The 21,360-nt window shown below is 38.5% G+C and carries 22 protein-coding genes; 19 read left to right on the top strand and 3 right to left on the bottom strand.

Translation table 11 applies throughout. The features are described 5' to 3' along the window. Positions 1-30 precede the first annotated feature (30 nt). The 5 genes from BALCAV_RS04125 to BALCAV_RS04105 are packed head-to-tail and all read left to right on the top strand — an operon-like array spanning position 31 to position 3,070. Entirely contained in the window at positions 31-624 is a 594-nt protein-coding gene (locus BALCAV_RS04125) for a nicotinate-nucleotide adenylyltransferase (RefSeq protein WP_003323279.1), read from the top strand. After that, on the top strand, positions 602-1,180 hold the full coding sequence (gene yqeK / locus BALCAV_RS04120; protein WP_003323280.1) for a bis(5'-nucleosyl)-tetraphosphatase (symmetrical) YqeK: 579 nt from the start codon (positions 602-604) through the stop codon (positions 1,178-1,180). Before BALCAV_RS04125 ends, yqeK begins: the two co-directional genes overlap by 23 nt. A gap of 14 nt (positions 1,181-1,194) precedes the next feature. Continuing rightward, on the top strand, positions 1,195-1,533 hold the full coding sequence (gene rsfS, locus BALCAV_RS04115; RefSeq protein WP_407920858.1) for a ribosome silencing factor: 339 nt from the start codon (positions 1,195-1,197) through the stop codon (positions 1,531-1,533). Further along, positions 1,533-2,393, top strand: a complete 861-nt coding sequence (locus BALCAV_RS04110) for a CvfB family protein (RefSeq protein WP_003323282.1) — start codon at positions 1,533-1,535, stop codon at positions 2,391-2,393. The genes rsfS and BALCAV_RS04110 overlap by 1 nt, the downstream gene beginning before the upstream one ends. Then, positions 2,390-3,070, top strand: coding sequence for a class I SAM-dependent DNA methyltransferase (locus tag BALCAV_RS04105; protein WP_326938286.1), 681 nt, complete (start codon positions 2,390-2,392; stop codon positions 3,068-3,070). The genes BALCAV_RS04110 and BALCAV_RS04105 overlap by 4 nt, the downstream gene beginning before the upstream one ends. A 163-nt stretch (positions 3,071-3,233) precedes the next feature. Here the strand turns inward: BALCAV_RS04105 and comER are convergent, their stop codons facing one another. Next, entirely contained in the window at positions 3,234-4,055 is an 822-nt protein-coding gene (comER, locus tag BALCAV_RS04100) for a late competence protein ComER (protein ID WP_003323284.1), read from the bottom strand. Between the two features lie 290 nt (positions 4,056-4,345). On the opposite strand from comER, the gene BALCAV_RS04095 reads away from it, so the two are divergent. From BALCAV_RS04095 to BALCAV_RS04080, 4 genes are all read left to right on the top strand, one after another. Then, positions 4,346-4,972 carry a helix-hairpin-helix domain-containing protein gene (locus tag BALCAV_RS04095; protein ID WP_003323285.1) on the top strand — a complete coding sequence of 209 codons (627 nt, stop codon included), beginning with the start codon at positions 4,346-4,348 and terminating at the stop codon, positions 4,970-4,972. A gap of 99 nt (positions 4,973-5,071) precedes the next feature. Next, entirely contained in the window at positions 5,072-5,644 is a 573-nt protein-coding gene (locus tag BALCAV_RS04090) for a ComE operon protein 2 (protein ID WP_003323286.1), read from the top strand. A gap of 21 nt (positions 5,645-5,665) precedes the next feature. Further along, positions 5,666-7,969: a DNA internalization-related competence protein ComEC/Rec2 gene (locus tag BALCAV_RS04085; RefSeq protein ID WP_235213069.1), complete on the top strand. Its 2,304-nt coding sequence runs from the start codon at positions 5,666-5,668 to the stop codon at positions 7,967-7,969. A 76-nt stretch (positions 7,970-8,045) separates the two neighbouring features. After that, positions 8,046-8,462, top strand: a complete 417-nt coding sequence (locus BALCAV_RS04080; protein WP_003323289.1) for a ClpX C4-type zinc finger protein — start codon at positions 8,046-8,048, stop codon at positions 8,460-8,462. Positions 8,463-8,559: 97 nt separating this feature from the next. Here the strand turns inward: BALCAV_RS04080 and BALCAV_RS21500 are convergent, their stop codons facing one another. Then, positions 8,560-8,697, bottom strand: coding sequence for a YqzM family protein (locus BALCAV_RS21500; protein ID WP_003323290.1), 138 nt, complete (start codon positions 8,695-8,697; stop codon positions 8,560-8,562). Positions 8,698-9,177: 480 nt separating this feature from the next. Here BALCAV_RS21500 and holA point away from each other — a divergent pair, with 480 nt between their 5' ends. Further along, positions 9,178-10,206: a DNA polymerase III subunit delta gene (gene holA, locus BALCAV_RS04070; RefSeq protein WP_003323291.1), complete on the top strand. Its 1,029-nt coding sequence runs from the start codon at positions 9,178-9,180 to the stop codon at positions 10,204-10,206. A gap of 176 nt (positions 10,207-10,382) precedes the next feature. Beyond that, complete coding sequence (locus tag BALCAV_RS04065; RefSeq protein ID WP_152563030.1) at positions 10,383-10,649, top strand: hypothetical protein; 267 nt, start codon at positions 10,383-10,385, stop codon at positions 10,647-10,649. Between the two features lie 164 nt (positions 10,650-10,813). On the opposite strand, the gene rpsT is transcribed toward BALCAV_RS04065, so the two are convergent. Then, on the bottom strand, positions 10,814-11,080 hold the full coding sequence (gene rpsT / locus BALCAV_RS04060; RefSeq protein WP_003323292.1) for a 30S ribosomal protein S20: 267 nt from the start codon (positions 11,078-11,080) through the stop codon (positions 10,814-10,816). 225 nt (positions 11,081-11,305) lie between these two features. Between rpsT and gpr the strand changes: the two genes are divergently transcribed. The 8 genes from gpr (at position 11,306) to dnaK (ending at position 21,356) form a co-directional block, all read left to right on the top strand. Then, positions 11,306-12,436, top strand: a complete 1,131-nt coding sequence (gene gpr / locus BALCAV_RS04055; protein WP_003323293.1) for a GPR endopeptidase — start codon at positions 11,306-11,308, stop codon at positions 12,434-12,436. Positions 12,437-12,680: 244 nt separating this feature from the next. Beyond that, complete coding sequence (locus BALCAV_RS04050) at positions 12,681-13,844, top strand: stage II sporulation protein P (RefSeq protein WP_003323294.1); 1,164 nt, start codon at positions 12,681-12,683, stop codon at positions 13,842-13,844. A 15-nt stretch (positions 13,845-13,859) separates the two neighbouring features. Continuing rightward, positions 13,860-14,234, top strand: a complete 375-nt coding sequence (locus BALCAV_RS04045) for a hypothetical protein (RefSeq protein WP_003323295.1) — start codon at positions 13,860-13,862, stop codon at positions 14,232-14,234. Positions 14,235-14,468: 234 nt separating this feature from the next. Beyond that, on the top strand, positions 14,469-16,289 hold the full coding sequence (lepA, locus tag BALCAV_RS04040) for a translation elongation factor 4 (protein ID WP_003323296.1): 1,821 nt from the start codon (positions 14,469-14,471) through the stop codon (positions 16,287-16,289). 67 nt (positions 16,290-16,356) lie between these two features. Then, positions 16,357-17,511 carry a radical SAM family heme chaperone HemW gene (hemW, locus tag BALCAV_RS04035; RefSeq protein ID WP_003323297.1) on the top strand — a complete coding sequence of 385 codons (1,155 nt, stop codon included), beginning with the start codon at positions 16,357-16,359 and terminating at the stop codon, positions 17,509-17,511. 197 nt (positions 17,512-17,708) lie between these two features. Further along, positions 17,709-18,734, top strand: coding sequence for a heat-inducible transcriptional repressor HrcA (gene hrcA, locus BALCAV_RS04030; protein WP_003323298.1), 1,026 nt, complete (start codon positions 17,709-17,711; stop codon positions 18,732-18,734). A gap of 165 nt (positions 18,735-18,899) precedes the next feature. Further along, positions 18,900-19,481 carry a nucleotide exchange factor GrpE gene (gene grpE, locus BALCAV_RS04025; protein ID WP_003323299.1) on the top strand — a complete coding sequence of 194 codons (582 nt, stop codon included), beginning with the start codon at positions 18,900-18,902 and terminating at the stop codon, positions 19,479-19,481. A gap of 36 nt (positions 19,482-19,517) precedes the next feature. Beyond that, on the top strand, positions 19,518-21,356 hold the full coding sequence (gene dnaK, locus BALCAV_RS04020; protein ID WP_003323301.1) for a molecular chaperone DnaK: 1,839 nt from the start codon (positions 19,518-19,520) through the stop codon (positions 21,354-21,356). The last annotated feature ends 4 nt before the right edge of the window (positions 21,357-21,360 follow it).

The raw sequence follows: 21,360 nt of genomic DNA, 5'->3' as shown, positions 1-21,360 counted from the left end.
GTAGTGAACTCAAAAAGGGGTTCTTTTTTAATGAAACGAATCGGGTTGTTCGGTGGTAGCTTTGATCCACCACATCTTGGTCATATGTTAATGGCACAGTATGTATTAGAAGAATGCGAACTAGATGAAATTTGGTTTGTACCTGTGCATACACCTCCTCATAAGAAAAGGGAGTCGATGTCAACGAATGAAGAGAGACTCGAGATGCTTGAGCAAAGCACGGCATTGGAAGAAAAGTTTTTTATTTCAACAATTGAATTTGAAAGAAAAGGGATTTCTTATACGATTGATACAGTCAAGCAACTAAAAAAGCAACATCCAAATACTCATTTTTATTTTATCATCGGTGGCGATATGATTGAATCTTTGCATACGTGGAAAGATATAGAAGAGTTACTGGAGGACACGACATTTATTGGTGTTCAACGTCCGGGCGCCTCCTCTCAAGCGATCTATTCTGATCGGGTCATTCAAGTCGAAGCCATTCAAGTGGATTTATCCTCGACCTTAATTAGGGAAAGAGTGAAGCTGGGGAAATCGATTGCTTATATGGTGCCAAATGGCGTGGAATCGATTATAAGAAAGCGAGGATTATATGGAGATGGAGAGAGAGAAAGCACTTGAATTAGTTGAGCCACATTTGACAGAGCATCGTTATAAGCATACTTTAGGCGTTATGCATACAGCGATTGCCTTAGCGAAAAAGTATGGAGTCGACCAAAAAAAAGCCGAAATCGCTGCTATTTTTCACGATTATGCGAAGTTTCGTGATAAAAATGAAATGCGTGATTTGGTCAAAGAAAAACTCCATTGGCCGAGTCTCCTTCATTATGGGGATGAGCTTTTACATGCTCCATGTGGGGCTTATTATGTAAAGAGTGAAGTCGGGATCTGTGATCAAGAAATTCTTGATGCGATTGCCTACCATACAACTGGAAAACCTGAAATGACGGATTTAGAAAAAGTTGTTTTTTTAGCTGATTATATTGAACCAGGGCGACAATTTAAAGGGGTAGATGAAGTCCGGAAGATAGCGGAAACGGATTTGGATGAGGCGATTATTCAATCACTTGAAAACACTATCACTTTTTTGATGAAGCGAAGACAGCTAATTTTTCCAGATACATTGGCAACATATAATGATTTTATTTTAAAAAGAAAAAGGAGAAGTGATTGTTAGTGCTAGAAGATAAAATGCTTGAATTAGCAGTAAAGACAGTAGATGACAAAAAGGCGGAGAATATTGTTGCCTTAAATATGAAGGGGATTTCATTAATTGCCGATTATTTTTTGATTTGTCACGGTAATTCTGAAAAGCAAGTACAGGCGATTGCCCATGAGTTGAAAAAAGTAGCTCAAGAAAATGGTGTCGATATTAAACGTTTAGAAGGTTATGATACAGCTCGTTGGGTTTTAATTGATTTAGGCAATGTGGTCGTTCATATTTTCCATAAAGACGAACGTGTGTATTACAATTTAGAGAAGCTATGGGGCGATGCGTCAACCATTGAGCTTGAAGGGGTTTTAAGGTAATGGAATTAAAACCAGGTTATATGGTCGAACTGAAAGTGGACCGGAAAACGAATTTTGGTTATTTCCTTGAAGCTGGAGAAAAAGACATTTTACTCCATAACAACGATGTAGTAGGAGCAGTTCAAATTGGTAAAAATATCCATGTGTTTTTATATTTGGATCATCAGGAGCGTCTTGCAGCAACGATGAAAGAGCCGATTATATCGGTTGGAGAGTTTGCGTGGTTGGAAGCTGTATCTGTTAGAACAGGTCATGGTGTCTTTTTATATAATGGAATTTCAAGGGACTTATTTTTATCGATGGATGAATTACCAGAAGACCGTGGGTATTGGCCGCAAAAGGGCGATAAAGTTCCAGTGACGATTACGTGGGATAAACGGGGTCGAATGATGGCCAAACTTCTTAAGGGGAAGCCGATTGAAGAAACGGCTGAAAAAGCGCCAGAATCACTGAAAAATGAAGAAGTGTCTGGTCATGTCTATCATTATTTAGATGAAGGGGCTTTGTTTTTAACTGAACAAGGGTATTTAGCTTTTATTCACAATGATGAAATGGTGAGAGAACCTCGTTATGGAGAGTTTGTTACGGCTCGGGTTCAATTTGTTAGGCCGGATGGAAGAGTAAATGTCACGATGAAGGGGTCTCGAACAGAACAGCAATCCGAAGATTCCGAACGGATTTTTGCTTATTTAGTCGAACGTGGTGGAGCGATGCCTTATACGGATAAAACTGCACCAGATGACATTAAAGCAAGGTTTCAATTAAGTAAGGCCGCCTTTAAACGTGCTCTTGGCAAACTGATGAAAGAAGGCAAAATTGAACAACGTGATGGTTGGACTTATGAGAAGGGGAAAAAATGAATTATTTAGCTTTTTCCACTCTTTATGATGAGTTAATGGCAGATGCCCCTTATGAAAAGTGGTTTCAATTTGTATGTCGTTCTCTTGGACAAGAATCATTAAAAGATATGTCTATTTTAGATGTTGGCTGTGGAACAGGTGAGTTATTAATTCGCTTCTTAAAAGCAGGTGCTGTCGCAACGGGTGTGGATTTATCCACAGAAATGCTCATGGTCGCGAAAGAAAAAGCCGAAAAAATGAATTTGAACCCACTCTTAATTGAACAAGATATGTCAACAATGGATAAATTAGGAGAGTATCATGTCGTGACCGTTTTTTGTGACTCCCTTAACTATTTACAAGAGGAAGAAGAGGTCAAAAAAACGTTCGCTTCAATTTATCGGCAATTAAAAGCGGACGGGCTCTTCCTCTTTGATGTTCATTCTCCTTATAAAGTGAATCATGTTTATTTACAGCAAACTTTTGCTGATGCGGGTGAGGATATATCTTATATTTGGAACTCGTTTTCAGGTGAGGTTCAAAATAGTGTGGAGCATGAACTAACCTTTTTTGTATTGACGGAGGATGGGAAATACGACCGTTTTGAAGAATTACATAAACAAAGGACGTATGATTGGCAGACATATCAAAAAATGGCTCGTGCAAACAGGCTTTGTTGTCGAGCAAATAACTGCTGATTTTGACGAAAGTGCGCCAACCGATAAAAGCGAACGAATTTTTTTTAAAGCACGAAAAAAGTAGCAGGATTTTTGACAAATAACGCGTATTAATTGTTATGGACAAAAAAAGGAGCTGTCTCAAAAGGTTAAATAACCCTTAAATTCAGCTCCTTTTAATCTCTTAAGCTTTGAATAAAAATTTCAGTTTACTGCGTTCATCATCGTATTTTTTGTGAGTTTTTTGAAACAAATGGTCAAAAATAGGTCCTAACTCATTATCTAAAACCTTTAAACCTTCCCCTGTAATCCCACCTGGAACACAAACTCTCTCTTGTAAAGTAGATAAGGAATAATGTCTTTTTTCAAGTAACTTTCCCATTCCAACAAGCATATTTGTGGCTAAAATTGTCGCTTCTTCTTCACTTATTTCCGTCTGTCTTACCGAAGCATTAATAAATTCTTGTAATAAATAACTAAAAAAGGCAGGCCCACAACTGACAATGTCAGACGATACACGTGTAATATTTTCATCGATTAATAAAGGCTCTGAAATAGTCTTCATTAAATCGGTTAATGTCTTTTTGTCGGTTTCTGTACATCTTGTTCCGAAACTTAATAAAGTAGAACCAGCATGAACCCGATTAAGAATACTTGGAATGACCCTCGCGACTTTACAATTTAATTGTTCCTCTAATTGTATGACGCTAATTGGGCTCGTAATTGAGACAAAAAGGTCATTTCGGGCAACAACTGGTTGAATCTCATGAATGACATTCGGAAACTGAGGTGGTTTGACACATAAAAAAGTGATATCTGCTTGTTGAACGACTTGTGTCGGATTCTCGGCCAAATGGATTGAGGGAAATTGACGTTGGATCCGTTCTGCCTTTTCGCTCGTACGGTTGTAAATGATTAATTGTTCCGGACAAATGATTTCTGTATCAAGCCATGATTCAATTAAGATGGTCCCCATACTGCCAGTGCCTATGACTCCAATTTTCATTATACTCCCCCCTTTTCATCCTTGATCCTGAAAATTTCGTTCAACGTTATAAATAAATGTATGAAAGCATGAACGCACTTATGAATCAATTAAGTGAAATTTGAATTTTTTTCAAAAAAAAGCCAGCTTTTTTGGAGGGATATAGGAAAAGAAGAGTAGATGATTAGTGGAAGGGACTCAAGAAAAAAGTGTTCATTACTAGTCGAAAAAAATTGGGTAATTAAAAGAAGTAAATTTATAATAGAAAAAAGAGAATGGTCTGTTCGTCTTTTGTCGATGGAGGGGTAAAAATGAAGAAATTATCTTTAAGGGAATGGTTGGTGCTAATTGCTTCTAGTTTAATGGTTTTGTTTAGTTTAGGGTTGTTTGCTTTTGTATTCAACCGCGATAAGTCCACCACTACAGTTGAACAAAGTGAATGGGCCTTTTTGGAAGGACAGGATGAAGAGGAAACTACAGAGGAAGAGAGTTCTGTTGAGGAAATGGAGCTAGTTGTTGACATAAAGGGTGCTATTAAAAGACCTGGGATATACGTGATGGAAGAAGGTGAGCGTATTCATGATGTGATTAATAAAGCGGGGGGGCTTATAGATGAAGCAGATGATTTGCAAGTGAATTTAGCCTCGCTTGTTACCGATGAAATGGTCATTTATATCCCCTCGATTCATGATGAAGAAGCATATAGTGGTCCACTGCAGGTGTCAGCAACGAGTGAGGCAGATGGGTTAATCAATTTAAATACTGCTACTCAAGCTGAGTTGGAACAGCTTCCAGGTGTCGGTCCTTCAAAAGCAGCTCAAATTATCGCTTATCGTGAAGAACATGGTTCTTTTGTGGATATAGAAGATTTAAAAAAAGTATCTGGATTTGGGGAGAAGTCGTTTGAACAATTAAAAGCTTTAATTATAACAAAATGATCTTGTACTTGACGAAAAGGTTTTTTTTTCACTAAACTATCTAAGAGGACAAGCTAAAGGTTGAATGAGAGCTTGTTTCAGCTAGAGAGGTGGAACATAATGGAACGTATTTCATGGAATCAATATTTTATGGCACAAAGTCAGTTGTTGTCATTACGAAGCACATGCACACGTTTAATGGTCGGTGCGACAATTGTGCGAGATAAACGAATTATTGCTGGTGGATATAATGGCTCTGTTTCTGGTAGTGACCATTGTATCGATAAAGGCTGTTATGTCGTCGATAACCATTGTATTCGGACGATTCATGCTGAAGTGAATGCTTTATTACAATGTGCTAAATTTGGTGTACCAACAGAAGGAGCGGAAATTTATGTGACACATTTTCCTTGTGTGCATTGTTCCAAAGCGGTTATTCAAGCAGGGATTAAAAAGGTCTATTATGATGCAGATTATAAAAACCATCCGTATGCCTTAGAGTTGTTTGAACAAGCGGGTATTGAGGTGGAGCAAGTAGAACTTGATGAAGTTGTTTTAGACAGAAGGTATCAAGATAAGTTGCAATTAACGACCGATCTCCTTCACAAACTTGAAGAAACGGATATTGATAAAGAAGAATTAATGAAACTTATTGATCAAACACGTACACTTTATTCACCAACAAAATCATAGGGGGCTGATGCCTTGAATCATATGATTTTCATTTGTATTTTATCTACAATACTCGGTTTAACTTTTGTTATTAAAGGGCCGAGTCCTTTTTTATTTATGCTCCTCTTTTTTTACCTCCTCTATCTTTTTTGTTTAAAAGAACGTTGGACGAAAACGTATCTTCCTGCCTTTCTTAGTTTTTCGATGTATGTCCTTGTTGGCTATGCTTATGAATATCAAAATGAGTCAACCTTAGTGGAAGGAAGTTGGCAAGGGGTTGTTGAGATAAAAGAGCTCCTGAAAATCGACGGAAATCGAATGATGACAGTCGTGATGACCGAGCAAGGAGAAAAGCTGCAAGTTCGTAGTTATTTGCAACTAGAGGCAGAAAAGGAAAGGTTTAAAGCCATTTCTGCTGGTGATGTATGTTATATGGAAGGTCAGTTAGAAACTCCTCAAAATGCGACTAACTTCTTTGGTTTTAACTATGCTGAGTTCCTTTATTTCAATCAAATCCATTGGCTTTTTGATGTGGAATCTAGCTCGATTCTATGTCAAACAAATGAGGGAACATGGATACAAAGTTTACAAAATTTTCGGCAACAACAAATGTATCAACTAGAAGAAAAGCTTGAGCCGGAAATTGCCGGTATGATGATCGCCTTACTTTTTGGTGAACGAATGTTTTTTGAAGAAGAGATTCTGAACGCGTATCAACGCCTAGGTGTCTTTCATTTGCTAGCAATATCTGGTTTACATGTTGGGTTAATTGTATCAGCTCTTTTTTATTTAATGATACGCCTCGGTGTTTCAAGGGAACGAACACAAGAAATGTTAATATGCTTCCTTCCGATTTATGCCCTTTTAGCTGGGGCAGCTCCACCAGTTATGCGGGCTTGTGGGATGACAATGATTGTTCTTTTGTCACTACGATTGCAAAAAAGAATTCCATCTTTACTGGCGATAAGTACTGTTTTCTTTCTGTATTTGCTCGTTAATCCATACGCACTTTTTCAATTAGGTTTTCAACTTTCTTTCCTCATTTCCTTTGGGTTAATTTTATCCTCACAGACAATTTCAAGAAGGTATACGAGTTATTTTAGTCGTTTATTTAGCGTCTCCGCTTTAGCTCAGCTTCTATCTTTGCCGTTTTTACTTTATCACTTTTTTGAGCAATCTTGGCTGCAAATCCCCCTTAATTTAATTTATATCCCGTTTATTAGTTTAATCATTTTGCCACTTGTCTTTACTACTTATTTCTTATCCTTTGTTCTGCCTTTTTTGTCTGATTGGCTGCTTTTGTTTTTAGTTAATGTATTGTCAAATGTCCATGCTGGGTTACAAGTTATCGAGAATTGGAGTTTTCATTATTTTACTGTTGGTCGTCCGAATCCATTTGGACTGCTAGTGATAAGTGTCCTTTTGCTTTTTACTTTTTTAATGTGGGAGCGAGGCAAAAGAGGCTGGTGGAAACATGTTTTATATGGTTGGAGCCTGTTAGTTGTTTTTCATTTATGCAGCCCTTATTTAGACCCGACAACAAAAATCACGATGATCGATATTGGACAAGGGGATAGTTTTTTAATCGAACTCCCATTTAATCAGGCGACCTATTTATTAGATACAGGTGGGACGATTCGATTTCAAGAGGAAGATTGGCAAATACGCCGTTCACAGTTCGAGGTCGGTGAAGATGTGCTTGTGCCTTTTTTGAAGGCGAAAGGGATTAGAAAAATTGATAAGCTTATTTTATCCCATGGAGATTATGATCATGTTGGTGGAGTTCTTGCTGTGCTGAAGCATGTAAAGGTAAAAGAAATCCTTTATCCAAATGGCCCGTTGGATGAGGGGGAAATTTCCCTTTTTCAGCAATGGCAGCCATATGGGGCCGAGTTAACATTTGTTGAGAAAGGAGAAGATTGGTCGACTGGAAATGCTGAATTTTACGTATTGGCACCAACAGGAGTAGAAAGTGGGCGTAATGAACGTTCGATGGTGCTGTATGCTGTGTTAGACGGTGTGAGCTGGCTCTTTACAGGTGATCTTGAAGAGGAAGGAGAAAGAAGACTTGTACAAAACTTTCCTCGTCTGACAGTCGATGTGTTGAAAGTAGGTCATCATGGTAGTCGAACCTCAACGACTGACCTCTTACTTGACCATTTACAGCCGCAAATGGCCTTTATTTCAGCAGGTAGGAATAATCGTTTCGGTCATCCACATCCAGATGTCGTCCATCGTTTAAATGAGGCAGGAGTTGTTATTTACCGCACTGACATTGATGGAGCTGTGGTGATGCAGCTTAAAGGAAGTAAGCGAGAGATACAAACTAAATTAATTCAGGAGTAAAAGAAGGAAAAAAACGATTCTGGTGAATACTATATTTATGTATACAATTGTACACGAATGTTTGGAGGTGAGTACGATGGATCAAGATTTTCGAAAAAAGACTTTTAGAGGAGCAAAGATTGAAGACGTTATTTTAGAATTAAAAAAGTTAATCAACTTGTGCGAAACAAAAAGTAGCAAAGCCTGCGATAAAGAACAGCAACGTTTTTATGAAGGGATGGCAATTGCTTATACGACTGTTCAATTAAAGCTCCAAGGTGAATTTGATTATATTGAAGAGAAGGTGATTCATGAATTAGGCAATGTGATGAAACAAACAGTGTCTAATGAAAAAGTAGCTTCAAATAACGAGGCAATTGAAGAATGCTCCTTTTGTAGAAGAAGTAAAAAAGAAGTGGGAGAATTAGCTTTAGGTCCTGGCGTTTCGATTTGTCGGGAATGTTTACAATTTGGTGAAAAAGTGATTGAATCGCAGAAAGGTTCAGTAACTTAAGTGAGCAAGTTCAAAAAGCTCGGTAGGAAGAGTAGAATCTTCACACCGAGCTTTTTTGTTAAGGCTGGCCAGGAGCCTCGACGGTTGAGTATGTATATTAGAATAAACTAGCGACATCAACCGCTTGCGCAACAATAAATACTAATGCAAAAAAGATAAATGAAACGACGAAGCCAATACCGGAATCGATGGCGTCATTGCGTTTTTCTTGAACGTCTTCTTCAAAATGATTCATCTGGATCCCTCCTTATACAACCTATAGTATACGTGAAGCGCATTGAAAAATCTAGATAGATTATCCTTAAGTTTATCGAGTGAATGTCTTTTTTCGATAATGATTTTAGAAATGTTCACAAATCCGTGATATTCCTTACTCATTGTAGCTTAACACCTATCCTTTAAATTTCGTTGAACCGTAAAAAAATATACATTGGTTGATCTCCCTTCTTTGTTAAGAGTTGTCACCTATAAGTTAAGAATGCATAGGATATCATACAAGAGAAGGTTGATTATCGTCGTAGAGAAGAATGCCTAGGGTCTTCAATATGGCGTTTATCATAAATGGGGAATCCAGAATTTCGGAGCTGGGTTCCCTTCTTAATTTTGTGGAAAAAAGCTTGTGAATTTGTGAGGTTTTCACTAAGCTTAAGAAGAAGAGTTACTTTTTAATTGAAACCTTTTGTTGAAGGAATATACATAAAAGTTGGGGATTAAGATGACGTATTTAAAAGTAAAAAAAGCTGTGGAACAAGGGAAGTTAAGCCCTGTTTATTTTAGCTATGGTAGTCAAACTTTTTTAATGGAGGATTTCATTCAAGAGCTGACACGACAATTGCAAACAAAAAATGAGGAAGAATTAAATATTATTCCATTTCGGTTGCAGGAGACACCCATTGAGTTAATAGTAGAGGAAGCAGAAACGATTTCTTTTTTTGGTGGAAAAAAGTTGGTCATTATTAAAGATTTTTATGCTGTGACTAGTCAAAAGGTGGAGACAAAGCTTGAACATAATTTTGATGTGCTTGATCGCTACATCAAAAATCCAGTCGAGGAGACGATTGTTGTGATTCAAGCCCCGTATGAAAAGCTTGATGAACGTAAAAAAATAACCAAGCTTTTAAAAAAAGAAACGACTGTAGTCGAGGCTAATCCATTTGATGAGCGTACATTGTTTCAATGGATTCAAGAACAAGCTGAACAAAAAAGAGTTACGCTAAGCGATCAAACAAAGGGGCAATTATTAGAGCGGGTTGGTACTAATTTATTATTAATGGCCACAGAAATTGAAAAACTTAGCCTTTATGTTGGAGAAGGTGGTGTAATCGAGCAAGACCATATCGAATTACTTGTTGCAAGAACATTAGAACAAGATATTTTCGCCTTAATTGATTTAGCGATTCATCAAAAAACGGACAAGGCTTTAGTCATTTATCATGATTTATTGAGACAAAAAGAGGAGCCACTAAAAATTCTCGCTTTATTAACACGGCAATTTCGTATTTATTATCAAGTGAAGGAATTAAGCTCGCGCGGTTATTCGCAAAAAGAAATAGCTAGTCAAATGAAACTTCACCCGTATGTTGTAAAGTTGGCTACTCAAAGACTCCATCAATTTAATGAAAAAAGACTTTACGCCTTAATGGAGCTCGCTGCCGAAACAGATTATGCGATCAAAACAGGAAAAACAGAAAAAGTGCTCGCGGTGGAGTTGTTGATTTTACGATTGGCAACTGATGAAAAATGAAATTGAGAAGATAAAGTCTCATTAGGGAAACCTAGTGGGTCTTTTTTATTGTGGTTTTAGTGTGGTGAGAGTTTGATGACGAAAAAAGAGGAGGGAGAAATGGAAAAGAGGAGTCCACCGCGGTTTGGTGACACAAAAAGAGGAGGGAAAAAGGGAAAAGAAGTATCCATCGCGGTTTGGTGACGAAAAAAGAGGAGGGAGAAAGGAAAAAGAGGAGTCCATCGCGGTTTGGTGACAAAAAAGAGGAGGGAAAAAGGAAAAAAGAAGTATCCATCGCGTTTTTGGTGACACAAAAAGAGGAGGGAGAAAGGAAAAAGAAGTATCCATCGCGGTTTGGTGACAAAAAAGAGGAGGGAAAAAGGAAAAAGAAGTATCCATCGCGGTTTGGTGACACAAAAAGAGGAGGGAAAAAGGGAAAAGAGGAATCCACCGCGGTTTGGTGACAAGAAAAGCAGTCCCTATCATGGTTCGCGGACAACTAAGGAGGGGCGAGAGTAGATTACACCATTATAAAAAGAAAAGCCCTCTAAAGCCATTCAATGACTTTAAAGGACTGCTTCTTTTTGACTGTTGGTCTAGACTACAGGTGAACTGTAGTCTTGTTCAATTATGCAGATAAACCGTTTAATTGTTTCGCTAGGCGAGATTTTTGACGAGAAGCTGCATTTTTATGAATAAGACCTTTGTCCGCTGCTTTATCAAGCTTTTTAGTAGCTGTAACAAAAGCTGTTTTTGCATTTTCTGCATCGCCAGCTTCTACAGTCGCTTCAAAGTTTTTGATCGCTGTACGTAAAGCTGATTTGATCGCGATGTTGTGAGCACGTTTTTTGTCGTTAGTTTTCACACGTTTGATTGCTGATTTAATATTTGGCATACCTTTCACCTCCTGCATGAACAGTAGCTGTTTTGACTCGTCCATTTCAAAAAAAAAGACGATTTTTTTCCTTGATTCAAGGTCATGATAATATCACGAATACTATCAATACAACAAACAGCATTCTATCAAAAATAAGCAAGAATTGCAATAGAAGAATGAAAACAAACCGAGAAGGAAACGCTAACGTTAAACTTTTTAAAACGGAAAATGGAGGTAGACGTCGTGTCAAATGAACAAAATTTAGACTTATCTCAATATCAAATTCGTACCGATCTTGCACTAGAAGCCCATCAAATGGTTTTGGAGGAAGATAACAAACGTCCAGAACCAGTGCAGGAAAGCTCATCGGTTAGTGGCGTGACGGTAGATGAAACAGAAGATGAGGGGGTCAAGATTACAAGGGTTGAAATTACGACAGAAGGGGCAGAACGGTTAGGGAAAAAACCGGGAAAATATTTATCGTTTGAGTCACAGGCCATTCGGCAAAGAGATACAGAAAAACAAGAAGTGATGGAACGAGTATTTGCGGAGCACTTCCATCAATTTTTAACAGAGGTTGGTATTGAAGAACATCACACATGTTTAGTTGTTGGTCTTGGGAACTGGAATGTGACCCCAGATGCCCTTGGGCCCATTGCAGCCGAAAACTTGTTGATTACACGTCATTTATTCGAATTAGCACCAGAACAAGTACAGGACGGCTTTAGGCCTGTGAGTGCTGTAACACCTGGTGTGATGGGGTTAACGGGAATCGAAACGAGTGATGTGATCTTTGGCATTATCGAAAAGACGAAGCCTGACTTTGTGATCGCGATTGATGCTCTTGCTTCTCGTTCAATTGAACGGGTCAATGCTACGATTCAAGTGTCGGATACAGGAATTCACCCTGGAAGCGGGGTTGGGAATAAACGAAAGGATTTAAGCATGGATACATTAGGTATTCCAGTCATTGCTGTCGGGATTCCAACCGTTGTTGATGCTGTATCGATTACGAGTGATACGATTGATTTTGTGTTGAAACATTTTGGTAAAGAAATGCGGGAAGGGGGGGCACCTTCTCGAGGGTTAGTTCCAGCTGGGATGACTTTTGGTGAAAAAAGAACTCTAACTGACGAGGATTTACCGAATGAAGAAAAACGTCAAACGATTATGGGGATGATTGGGAATTTACCGGAGGAAGAAAAAAGACAGCTCATTCAAGAAGTGCTTTCTCCGTTAGGTCATAATTTAATGGTGACACCAAAGGAGGTCGATGTCTTTATTGATGATATGGCCAATGTCATTGCAGCCGGGTTAAATGCAGCTTTGCACAAGTCGATTAACCAAGACAATACAGGAGCATACACTCATTAAAATTGTTTTTTTGCTACTTTCCTGTGAGTGTACGGAGAGTTACTTGAAAAAGGACTTCCTAAACAGAAAATATCTTTTGATTAAAAGCTAGTGTGGACTCAACAATTCTCACTGGCTTTTTTTATTGCCCTTTTCTAAACATTCAACTAGTAGTTGTTCTATTTTTAGTGGACAAGCATATAATCGAGTATCACCATAAGCATGGACGAATGAGGGACAAGTTTATGAAAGGGTGTTAAAGGGGATGAGGCGAAGGCAAAGTTATTTTATGAGCGGACAAAAAAAGCGGACGAGCTTTAAACATATATTTTTAACAGTCTTTTTGGGGATTATCATAATTTTTTTAGTGACAGGGGTTTTAACAACTGTTGATAATAAACCAAGTTCAGTTACGTTTTATCAATGGTCGAGTGAAGTTAGTGGGGAAGATTTTTTATATTTTATGGGCTTAGAAAACCATTATTTTAAAACGAATTTACCTGTGAGTTATCAAGGTTTGAATGTTGGGGAAACGATTTTTAATACAGTTACAAGCATTAGCCTCGATGACCCTAGAAGTTTTTTAGGAAGAGAATTGCCTGGGATGAGCCACTATCAGGGCGAAATGTACATCTCGGGTGAAGGTTATGAACACACTGATTTATTAGCGGAGTCTGCACCGCCACTTGAAATCATATTAGCGGAAAGGGAAGCGACAAAAGAAAGTTTAGCTAAGTTAGAAGAGCTTGAAAAAGAAAAGCAAGCCCAAGCAAACCAGAATACAAATGGGCAACAAGTCGTTTATATCATCAATGCTCATAATCATGAGTCTTATTTACCAGAGCTTGAAACGACTGTACCAAACGAGGCTTATCATTCGCAAGTTAATATTACATTAGTGAGTGATAAATTAGCGATTGAGCTCGAGAAACATGGGATTGGGGCTTTAGTAGAAGAGCGAGATGTGCAAGGGATGTTGAAGGAACGTGGTTGGAATTACAATCAGTCTTATACAGGGGCAAGAGAGTTTATTACGGAAACGTTAGAGACAAATGATACAGTAGAATTTGTCTTTGATTTACATCGTGACAGCTTACCTAGAGAGAGAACAACCGTCAATATTAATGGTGTTGATTATGCGAAAGCGTTATTTGTTATCGGAGGAAATCATGATGACTATGGTCGGAGCCTGCAACTTGCAGAAGAACTTGTTGGGATAATGGAGGAATATTATCCAGGCTTAAGTCGCGTAGCCCCATTAAAAACGGGGACGAGAACGAATGGGGTTTTTAATCAAGATTTAAATACGAATTCGCTGTTAATCGAAATGGGTGGTTATGACAATACACTTGAAGAAGCGTATCGGACGGCAGAAGTGATTGCTAAAGTGTTTGCTGAGTATTATTTTGAGCATTATCACAATGATTAAAAGGAGATGTTGAGGGTGAAAAAGATGTTTGGGTTCGGGCTGGCCTTTTTATTTGTATTGTTATTTGGCGTGTTAGCCGGTGTGCAATATATGAATGAGCAAGCGGGGCGCTCGATTCCTGTTCCGCTAAATATTTCGACAGAAACAAACGTATCAAAAGAGTCCACTACCCAAACACCTTCAACCGTTGTGACCGAAAGCAGGCAAACCGTTAATGCAACTAATGATTTAATCGAAAAAAAAGAACGAGCGAAAGAAGTTGGCAATTTTAACTTCTTCTCCGATCTTGGAGGGTATCTCTCATCTAGTTTTCATAAAATGTGTCGGAGCACTTTGGAAGCAGTGATGGGGTTTGTTCATCATATGTTTACAGGTGAAACAGATGGGTAAAGTTTCTAAAGGTGAACCAGATGTTAAACGTCTCAAAGTAGTAAGGATTCCTTACTGCTTTTTTATGAGTTTATCGGGTATGATAAGAGGAACGTCAAAAGGCTCGTTCGAATACAATATCAAGATAAAATAAGAATAAACGTCATGCTTATCCAAACAAAAGATTGAACAGTAGTTCAACGCTTGCTATAATGAGGGTTAGTCTATGTTGTACGTTTACTAGGAGTGACGAGAATGAATAATGAACAACGTCGAGCAAGACAAGAGAAGATTCGTAATTTCTCTATCATTGCTCATATTGATCACGGGAAGTCAACTTTGGCCGACCGTATTTTAGAACAAACAGGTGCTTTAACGGAACGTGAAATGAAGGAACAAACGCTTGATGCCATGGATCTTGAGCGTGAACGAGGAATTACGATTAAATTAAATGCTGTACAGTTAACATACACCGCAAAAGATGGTGAGGAATACATTTTCCACTTAATTGATACACCTGGACATGTCGATTTTACATATGAGGTGTCTCGAAGCTTAGCGGCTTGTGAAGGGGCGCTTTTAATTGTCGATGCGGCTCAAGGGATTGAAGCCCAAACATTAGCTAATGTGTATTTAGCCCTTGATAATGATTTAGAAATTTTACCGGTTATTAATAAGATTGATTTGCCAAGTGCAGAGCCAGAACGTGTCAAAAAAGAAGTAGAAGATGTAATTGGTCTTGATGCTTCTGATGCTGTTCTTGCTTCTGCCAAAAATGGGATTGGAATTGGTGAAATCTTAGAACAAGTTGTTGAAAAGGTCCCAGCACCAACAGGAGATCCTGAAGGTCCGTTAAAGGCTCTTATTTTCGATTCGTTATATGATTCCTACCGTGGGGTTGTTGCGTATATTCGAATTGTTGAAGGAACGGTTAAACCAGGCCAAAAAATCCGGATGATGGCAACGGGTAAGGAATTTGAAGTAACGGAAATTGGGGTCTTTACCCCTAAAGCGGAAAAACGTGATGAATTAACGGTAGGCGATGTTGGGTTTTTATCGGCCTCCATTAAAAACGTTGGCGATACAAGAGTCGGGGATACAATTACGAGTGCAGGAAATCCTGCAAGTGAACCACTTCCAGGTTATCGTAAAATGAATCCGATGGTATATTGTGGACTTTATCCAGTTGATACGAATGAATATAACGATTTACGCGAAGCATTAGAACGACTAGAGTTAAACGATGCGTCCTTACAATATGAGCCAGAAACTTCACAGGCTCTTGGTTTTGGTTTCCGTTGTGGATTTTTAGGACTTTTGCATATGGAAATCATTCAAGAACGGATTGAGCGTGAGTTTGGAATTACATTAATTACAACGGCTCCAAGTGTTATCTACAATGTAACGCTGACAAATGGCGAGGAGTTAAAAGTCGATAACCCAGCCAATATGCCAGATGCTCAAAAGATTGAGCATGTAGAAGAGCCATATGTAAAAGCTAAGGTAATGGTTCCGAATGATTATGTAGGAGCCGTGATGGAGTTATGCCAAGGGAAACGTGGGATTTTTATTGATATGCAGTATTTGGATGAGAATCGGGTCCAAATCGTCTATGAAATTCCGCTTTCAGAAATTGTTTATGATTTCTTTGACCAGTTAAAATCAAGCACAAAAGGATATGCTTCTTTTGATTATGAACTAATTGGTTATAAACAATCTAAATTGGTGAAAATGGATATTTTATTAAATAGTGAAACAGTCGATGCTCTCTCGGTTATCGTGCACCGTGATTCGGCCTATGAGCGCGGGAAAATTATTGTAGAGAAATTAAAAGAATTAATTCCTCGCCAACAATTTGAAGTGCCAATTCAAGCGAGTATTGGTCAAAAGATTATCGCTCGTTCGACCATTAAAGCAATGCGAAAAAATGTATTAGCAAAATGTTACGGAGGAGACATCTCCCGTAAGCGGAAGCTATTAGAGAAACAAAAAGAAGGTAAAAAGCGAATGAAGTCTGTTGGTAGTGTTGAAGTGCCACAAGAGGCGTTCATGGCTGTGTTACGTATGGATGATTAATGTGACTGAAGAAAACCGCAGGGGCGTATCCTGCGGTTTTTCTATCAAAGGAAGAGGAGGGAGAGTTGTGATTCAAGCAGCGTATATTCACATCCCTTTTTGTGAACAAATTTGTTTTTATTGTGATTTTAATAAAGTTTTTTTGAAAAACCAGCCGGTAGAAGAATATATCGATTCGGTTTTAAAAGAACTCGATTTAACAAAAGGTGATAAGCAGAAGCCGTTTCAATTAAAAACGATTTATATCGGGGGCGGAACACCGACGGCTTTATCGGCAGGGCAGTTGGAGCGATTATTGCAAGGGATTCAAGAAAGAGTCGCCATGGAACAAGTCGAGGAGTTTACGGTTGAAGTCAACCCAGATAATGCGACGATGGACCGGCTTAATGTTTTGAAAAAATATGGAGTAAATCGCTTAAGTATAGGGGTTCAAACCTTTGATGAAGTTTTATTAAAAGCGATTGGGCGCACACATGTGGAAGAAAATATATATAAAGCGATCGAAAATAGTCGGAAAGCTGGCTTTGAGAATATATCGATCGATTTAATGTTTGGATTGCCACAACAAACACCAGAACAATTTAAAATAACGTTACAAAAAGCTTTTGAGCTTGGAGTCGAACATATTTCGGCTTATTCGTTAAAAATAGAAGAAAAGACGGTTTTCTTTAATCGGCAGCGTAAAGGCAAGCTTCAACTTCCACCAGAAGATGATGAAGTCAAGATGTATGAGCTTTTACGAGAACAAACGAGTAGCAATGGTTTTGTCCAGTACGAAATTAGTAATTTTGCCAAGCCAGGTTATGAAAGCAAGCATAATTTAGTTTATTGGAATAACGAAGAATACTACGCCTTTGGAGCGGGTGCGCATGGCTATGTCAGTGGCGTTAGACATCATAACCACGGACCTTTACCTAAGTATTTAAAGGCTGTAGCCTGTGGGGAATTGCCACGGTTACAAGAATCAAAGGTGTCCTTAGTGGAAAAAATTGAAGAAGAGATGTTTTTAGGATTAAGAAAACGGGAAGGGATTAACCGTTCTCTTTTTATCGAAAAGTACAACCTCGACTATGAACAACTATTTCAAGTACAACTGATGAAGTTGAAAAATCGAGGGTTGATTGAAGATACGACAAACGGAATTCGATTAACAGACGAAGGATTGCTACTCGGAAACGAAGTCTTTGAACAATTTTTAGCCGTATTGAATGATGTGGACTAAGTGAAGGTATATAAGCAGTCAACGTAAATGAGGGAAGAATTTCAATGAGGAGGTAAACTCCCCATGCTTATACAAATAGGATCTAATTTTATCTCGATCTCTTCAAGCTTTATATATTGACAAATCGAGCCCTTTTTGATAATTTATCAATAGATTTAGCACTCAGGTATATAGAGTGCTAACAGAGGTGATAGTAGATGCTAACAGAAAGGCAATTGTTAATTTTACATGCGATTGTGGACGATTACGTGCGCTCTGCTGAGCCAGTTGGTTCACGCAGTATTTCAAAACGTGATGATATTTCTTTTAGTTCGGCGACGATACGAAATGATATGGCTGATTTAGAGGAATTAGGTTTCCTAGAAAAGCCACATAGTTCAGCTGGTCGAATTCCTTCACAGAAGGGGTATCGCTATTATGTGGACCATCTATTAATGCCGCAACATTTAACGAAGCTTGAAAAAGAGGGAATTCGTTCCTTGTTTTCAGACCGTATGCAGGAAGTGGAGGATGTTATCCAGCTTTCGGCTCGGATTTTATCTAATATGACGAGTTATATCTCAATCGTGTTAGGTCCAGAAGTGTTTGAGACGAAGTTAAGAAATATTCAAATCATCCCATTGACCGATATCTCGGCGATCTTAATTCTTGTAACAGATACAGGTCATGTTGAAAATCAAACGATTGTCATTCCGCCTAATATGGCAGGAGAAGATATCCAAATTATCGTCAATATCTTAAATGATCGTTTAGTTGGAGTGCCTCTGTATCAACTTAGGAATAAGCTTAAAACAGAAATTGCAGGCGTTATGATGCGTCATGTGCAGAATTATCAACAAATGCTCGGTGCCATTGGTGAGTCTCTTGAGCTTGAAAAACATGAAAAAGTTATTTACAGTGGGAAAATGAATTTATTAAATCAACCCGAGTTTCGGGATATTGATAAAGTGCGTGTCTTGTTTGAAATGTTAGAGCAAGATAACATCATGAATCAAGTTTTACGGGCTAATGACGTTGGAGTTCAAGTGAAAATCGGGCACGAAAACAAACATGAAGCATTTGATAATATTAGTATGATTACAGCAAGCTATGAGGTAGCAGGTAAGCATATGGGGACAATTGGAATCATTGGGCCAACCCGGATGGAATATCGCCGTGTCATTGGAGTCGTTGATACGATTTCAAAGGATTTGACGAAAATATTAACAAAGCTACACAGATAAATGAAACATTGAATGAAAAGGAAACCTAATCTCCTTTTGTTTCGTAAGAAGATAAAAGGTGGTTAGGTTGTGCTTGTGTATCTTACCTCACCCTTTTATAGGGCTGAAAAAGCTCGTTTGTAGGGTGATTAAGAGCGATTTTTACATTATGAGGAGGTGAGTCAAATGAATAAGAATGAAGCCAAAGATATGGAAACAATGACTGAACAAGATGAAAATCAACCTGAAAAGCTCACAGAGGAAACAGAGAATGATGAATTTGTTGATGAAGTAGTAGAAGCAAATGAAGAGGAAGAAAATTCACGTGAAAATGAATTAGAAGCTCAATTAGCTGAAGCGAACCAACGGATTTTAAGAGTTCAAGCTGATTATGATAATTTCAGACGCCGTTCTCGCGAAGAAAAAGAAGCGGCTGCCAAATATAGATCGCAATCAATTATCGAAAGTCTACTTCCTGTATTAGATAATTTTGAGCGTGCTTTAGTTGTAGAACCTGAATCAGAAGAAACAAAATCTCTTCTAACAGGAATGGACATGGTTTATCGCCAATTACAAGATGCCCTTAAGAACGAAGGGGTTGAATTAATTCCAACTGTTGGTGAAACCTTCGATCCGCATCGTCATCAAGCGGTTATGCAAGTGGAAGAAGAGGGTTATGAATCAAATCAAATTGTGGAAGAATTACAAAAAGGCTATCAGTTGAAGGACCGCGTTATTCGTCCATCAATGGTCAAAGTTAACGCATAAACTACATAAATGATTAATTAGGAGGCACATCTTACTATGAGTAAAATTATTGGAATTGACTTAGGTACAACAAACTCTTGTGTGGCTGTAATGGAAGGTGGAGAAGCAACTGTTATCCCAAATCCAGAAGGAAACCGCACAACTCCATCGGTTGTCGCATTTAAAGATGGAGAGCGTTTAGTAGGAGAAGTCGCAAAACGCCAAGCGATTACGAACCCTAACACGATTATTTCAATCAAACGTTTTATGGGGACTGACCATAAAGAAACAGTTGAAGGGAAAGAATACACACCACAAGAACTTTCTGCAATCATTTTACAAAAGCTAAAATCTGATGCGGAAGCTTATCTAGGAGAAACCGTAACAAAAGCGGTTATTACCGTACCTGCCTATTTTAATGATTCGCAACGTCAAGCAACAAAAGATGCTGGTAAAATTGCTGGTCTTGAAGTAGAGCGTATTGTCAATGAACCAACGGCTGCAGCTCTTGCTTACGGTTTAGAAAAAGAAGAAGACCAAACGATTCTTGTTTATGACCTAGGTGGTGGTACGTTTGACGTTTCCATTCTTGAACTAGGCGACGGTTTCTTTGAAGTTAAAGCTACATCTGGTGATAATAAACTTGGTGGAGATGACTTTGACCAAGTGATCATCGACTATTTAGTAGAATCATTTAAAAAAGACAATGGCATTGACCTTGCTCAAGATAAAATGGCGATGCAGCGTCTTAAAGATGCCGCTGAAAAAGCGAAAAAAGATTTATCTGGTGTCACTCAAACACAAATTTCTTTACCATTTATTACAGCTGATCAAACAGGACCTAAGCATTTAGAAGTGAGCTTAAGCCGTGCTAAATTTGAAGAGCTTTCTACTGATTTAGTAGAGCGTACATTAGAGCCAACTCGCCGTGCTCTTGCCGATTCTGGTTTATCAGCTTCAGAAATTGATAAAGTCGTTCTTGTTGGTGGATCAACTCGAATTCCAGCTGTACAAGAAGCGATTAAGAAATTAACGGGTCAAGATCCTCATAAAGGAGTTAACCCAGATGAAGTAGTTGCTCTTGGTGCAGCTGTTCAAGCTGGTGTTCTAACTGGTGATGTAAAAGATGTCGTTTTACTTGATGTCACTCCACTTTCATTAGGTATTGAAACAATGGGTGGCGTATTTACGAAGTTGATTGAGCGTAACACAACGATCCCAACTTCTAAATCACAAGTATTCTCAACGGCTGCTGATAACCAACCATCTGTAGACATTCATGTCCTTCAAGGTGAGCGTGAAATGGCTGCAAACAATAAAACATTAGGTCGTTTCCAATTAGCGGATATTCCACCAGCACCACGCGGTGTTCCACAAATCGAAGTATCATTTGATATTGATGCAAACGGGATTGTAAATGTTAAAGCGAAGGACCTTGGTACAAATAAAGAACAATCGATTACGATTACTTCTTCTTCAGGTTTATCTGATGATGAGATTGATCAAATGGTTAAAGATGCCGAAGCAAATGCCGATGAAGATAAAAAGCGTCGTGAAGAAGTAGAACTTCGTAACGAAGCAGATCAACTTGTTTTCCAAACAGAAAAAACGTTAAAAGACCTCGGTGAAGGTGTGGAAGCGGCAGAAAAAGAAAAAGCGGAAGCGGCAAAAGATAAGCTAAAAGCAGCAATCGAAGCGAATAATCTTGATGAAATTCGCACAGCTAAAGATGAGTTACAAGAAGTTCTAACGGCTATTACAACGAAAATGTATGAGCAAGCAGCTCAAGCGGCTCAAGCACAACAAGGTGCAGAAGGTGCCGAAGGGCAACAAGCAAAAACAGATGATAATGTCGTAGATGCTGATTACGAAGAAGTAAACGACGACAAAAAATAAGCGT

The organism is Alkalihalobacillus alcalophilus ATCC 27647 = CGMCC 1.3604 (assembly GCF_000292245.2).
Classification (GTDB): domain Bacteria; phylum Bacillota; class Bacilli; order Bacillales; family Bacillaceae_D; genus Alkalihalobacillus; species Alkalihalobacillus alcalophilus.
The sequence above is the reverse complement of the archived record's forward strand: the minus strand, read 5'-3'. Positions and strand labels throughout refer to the sequence as shown.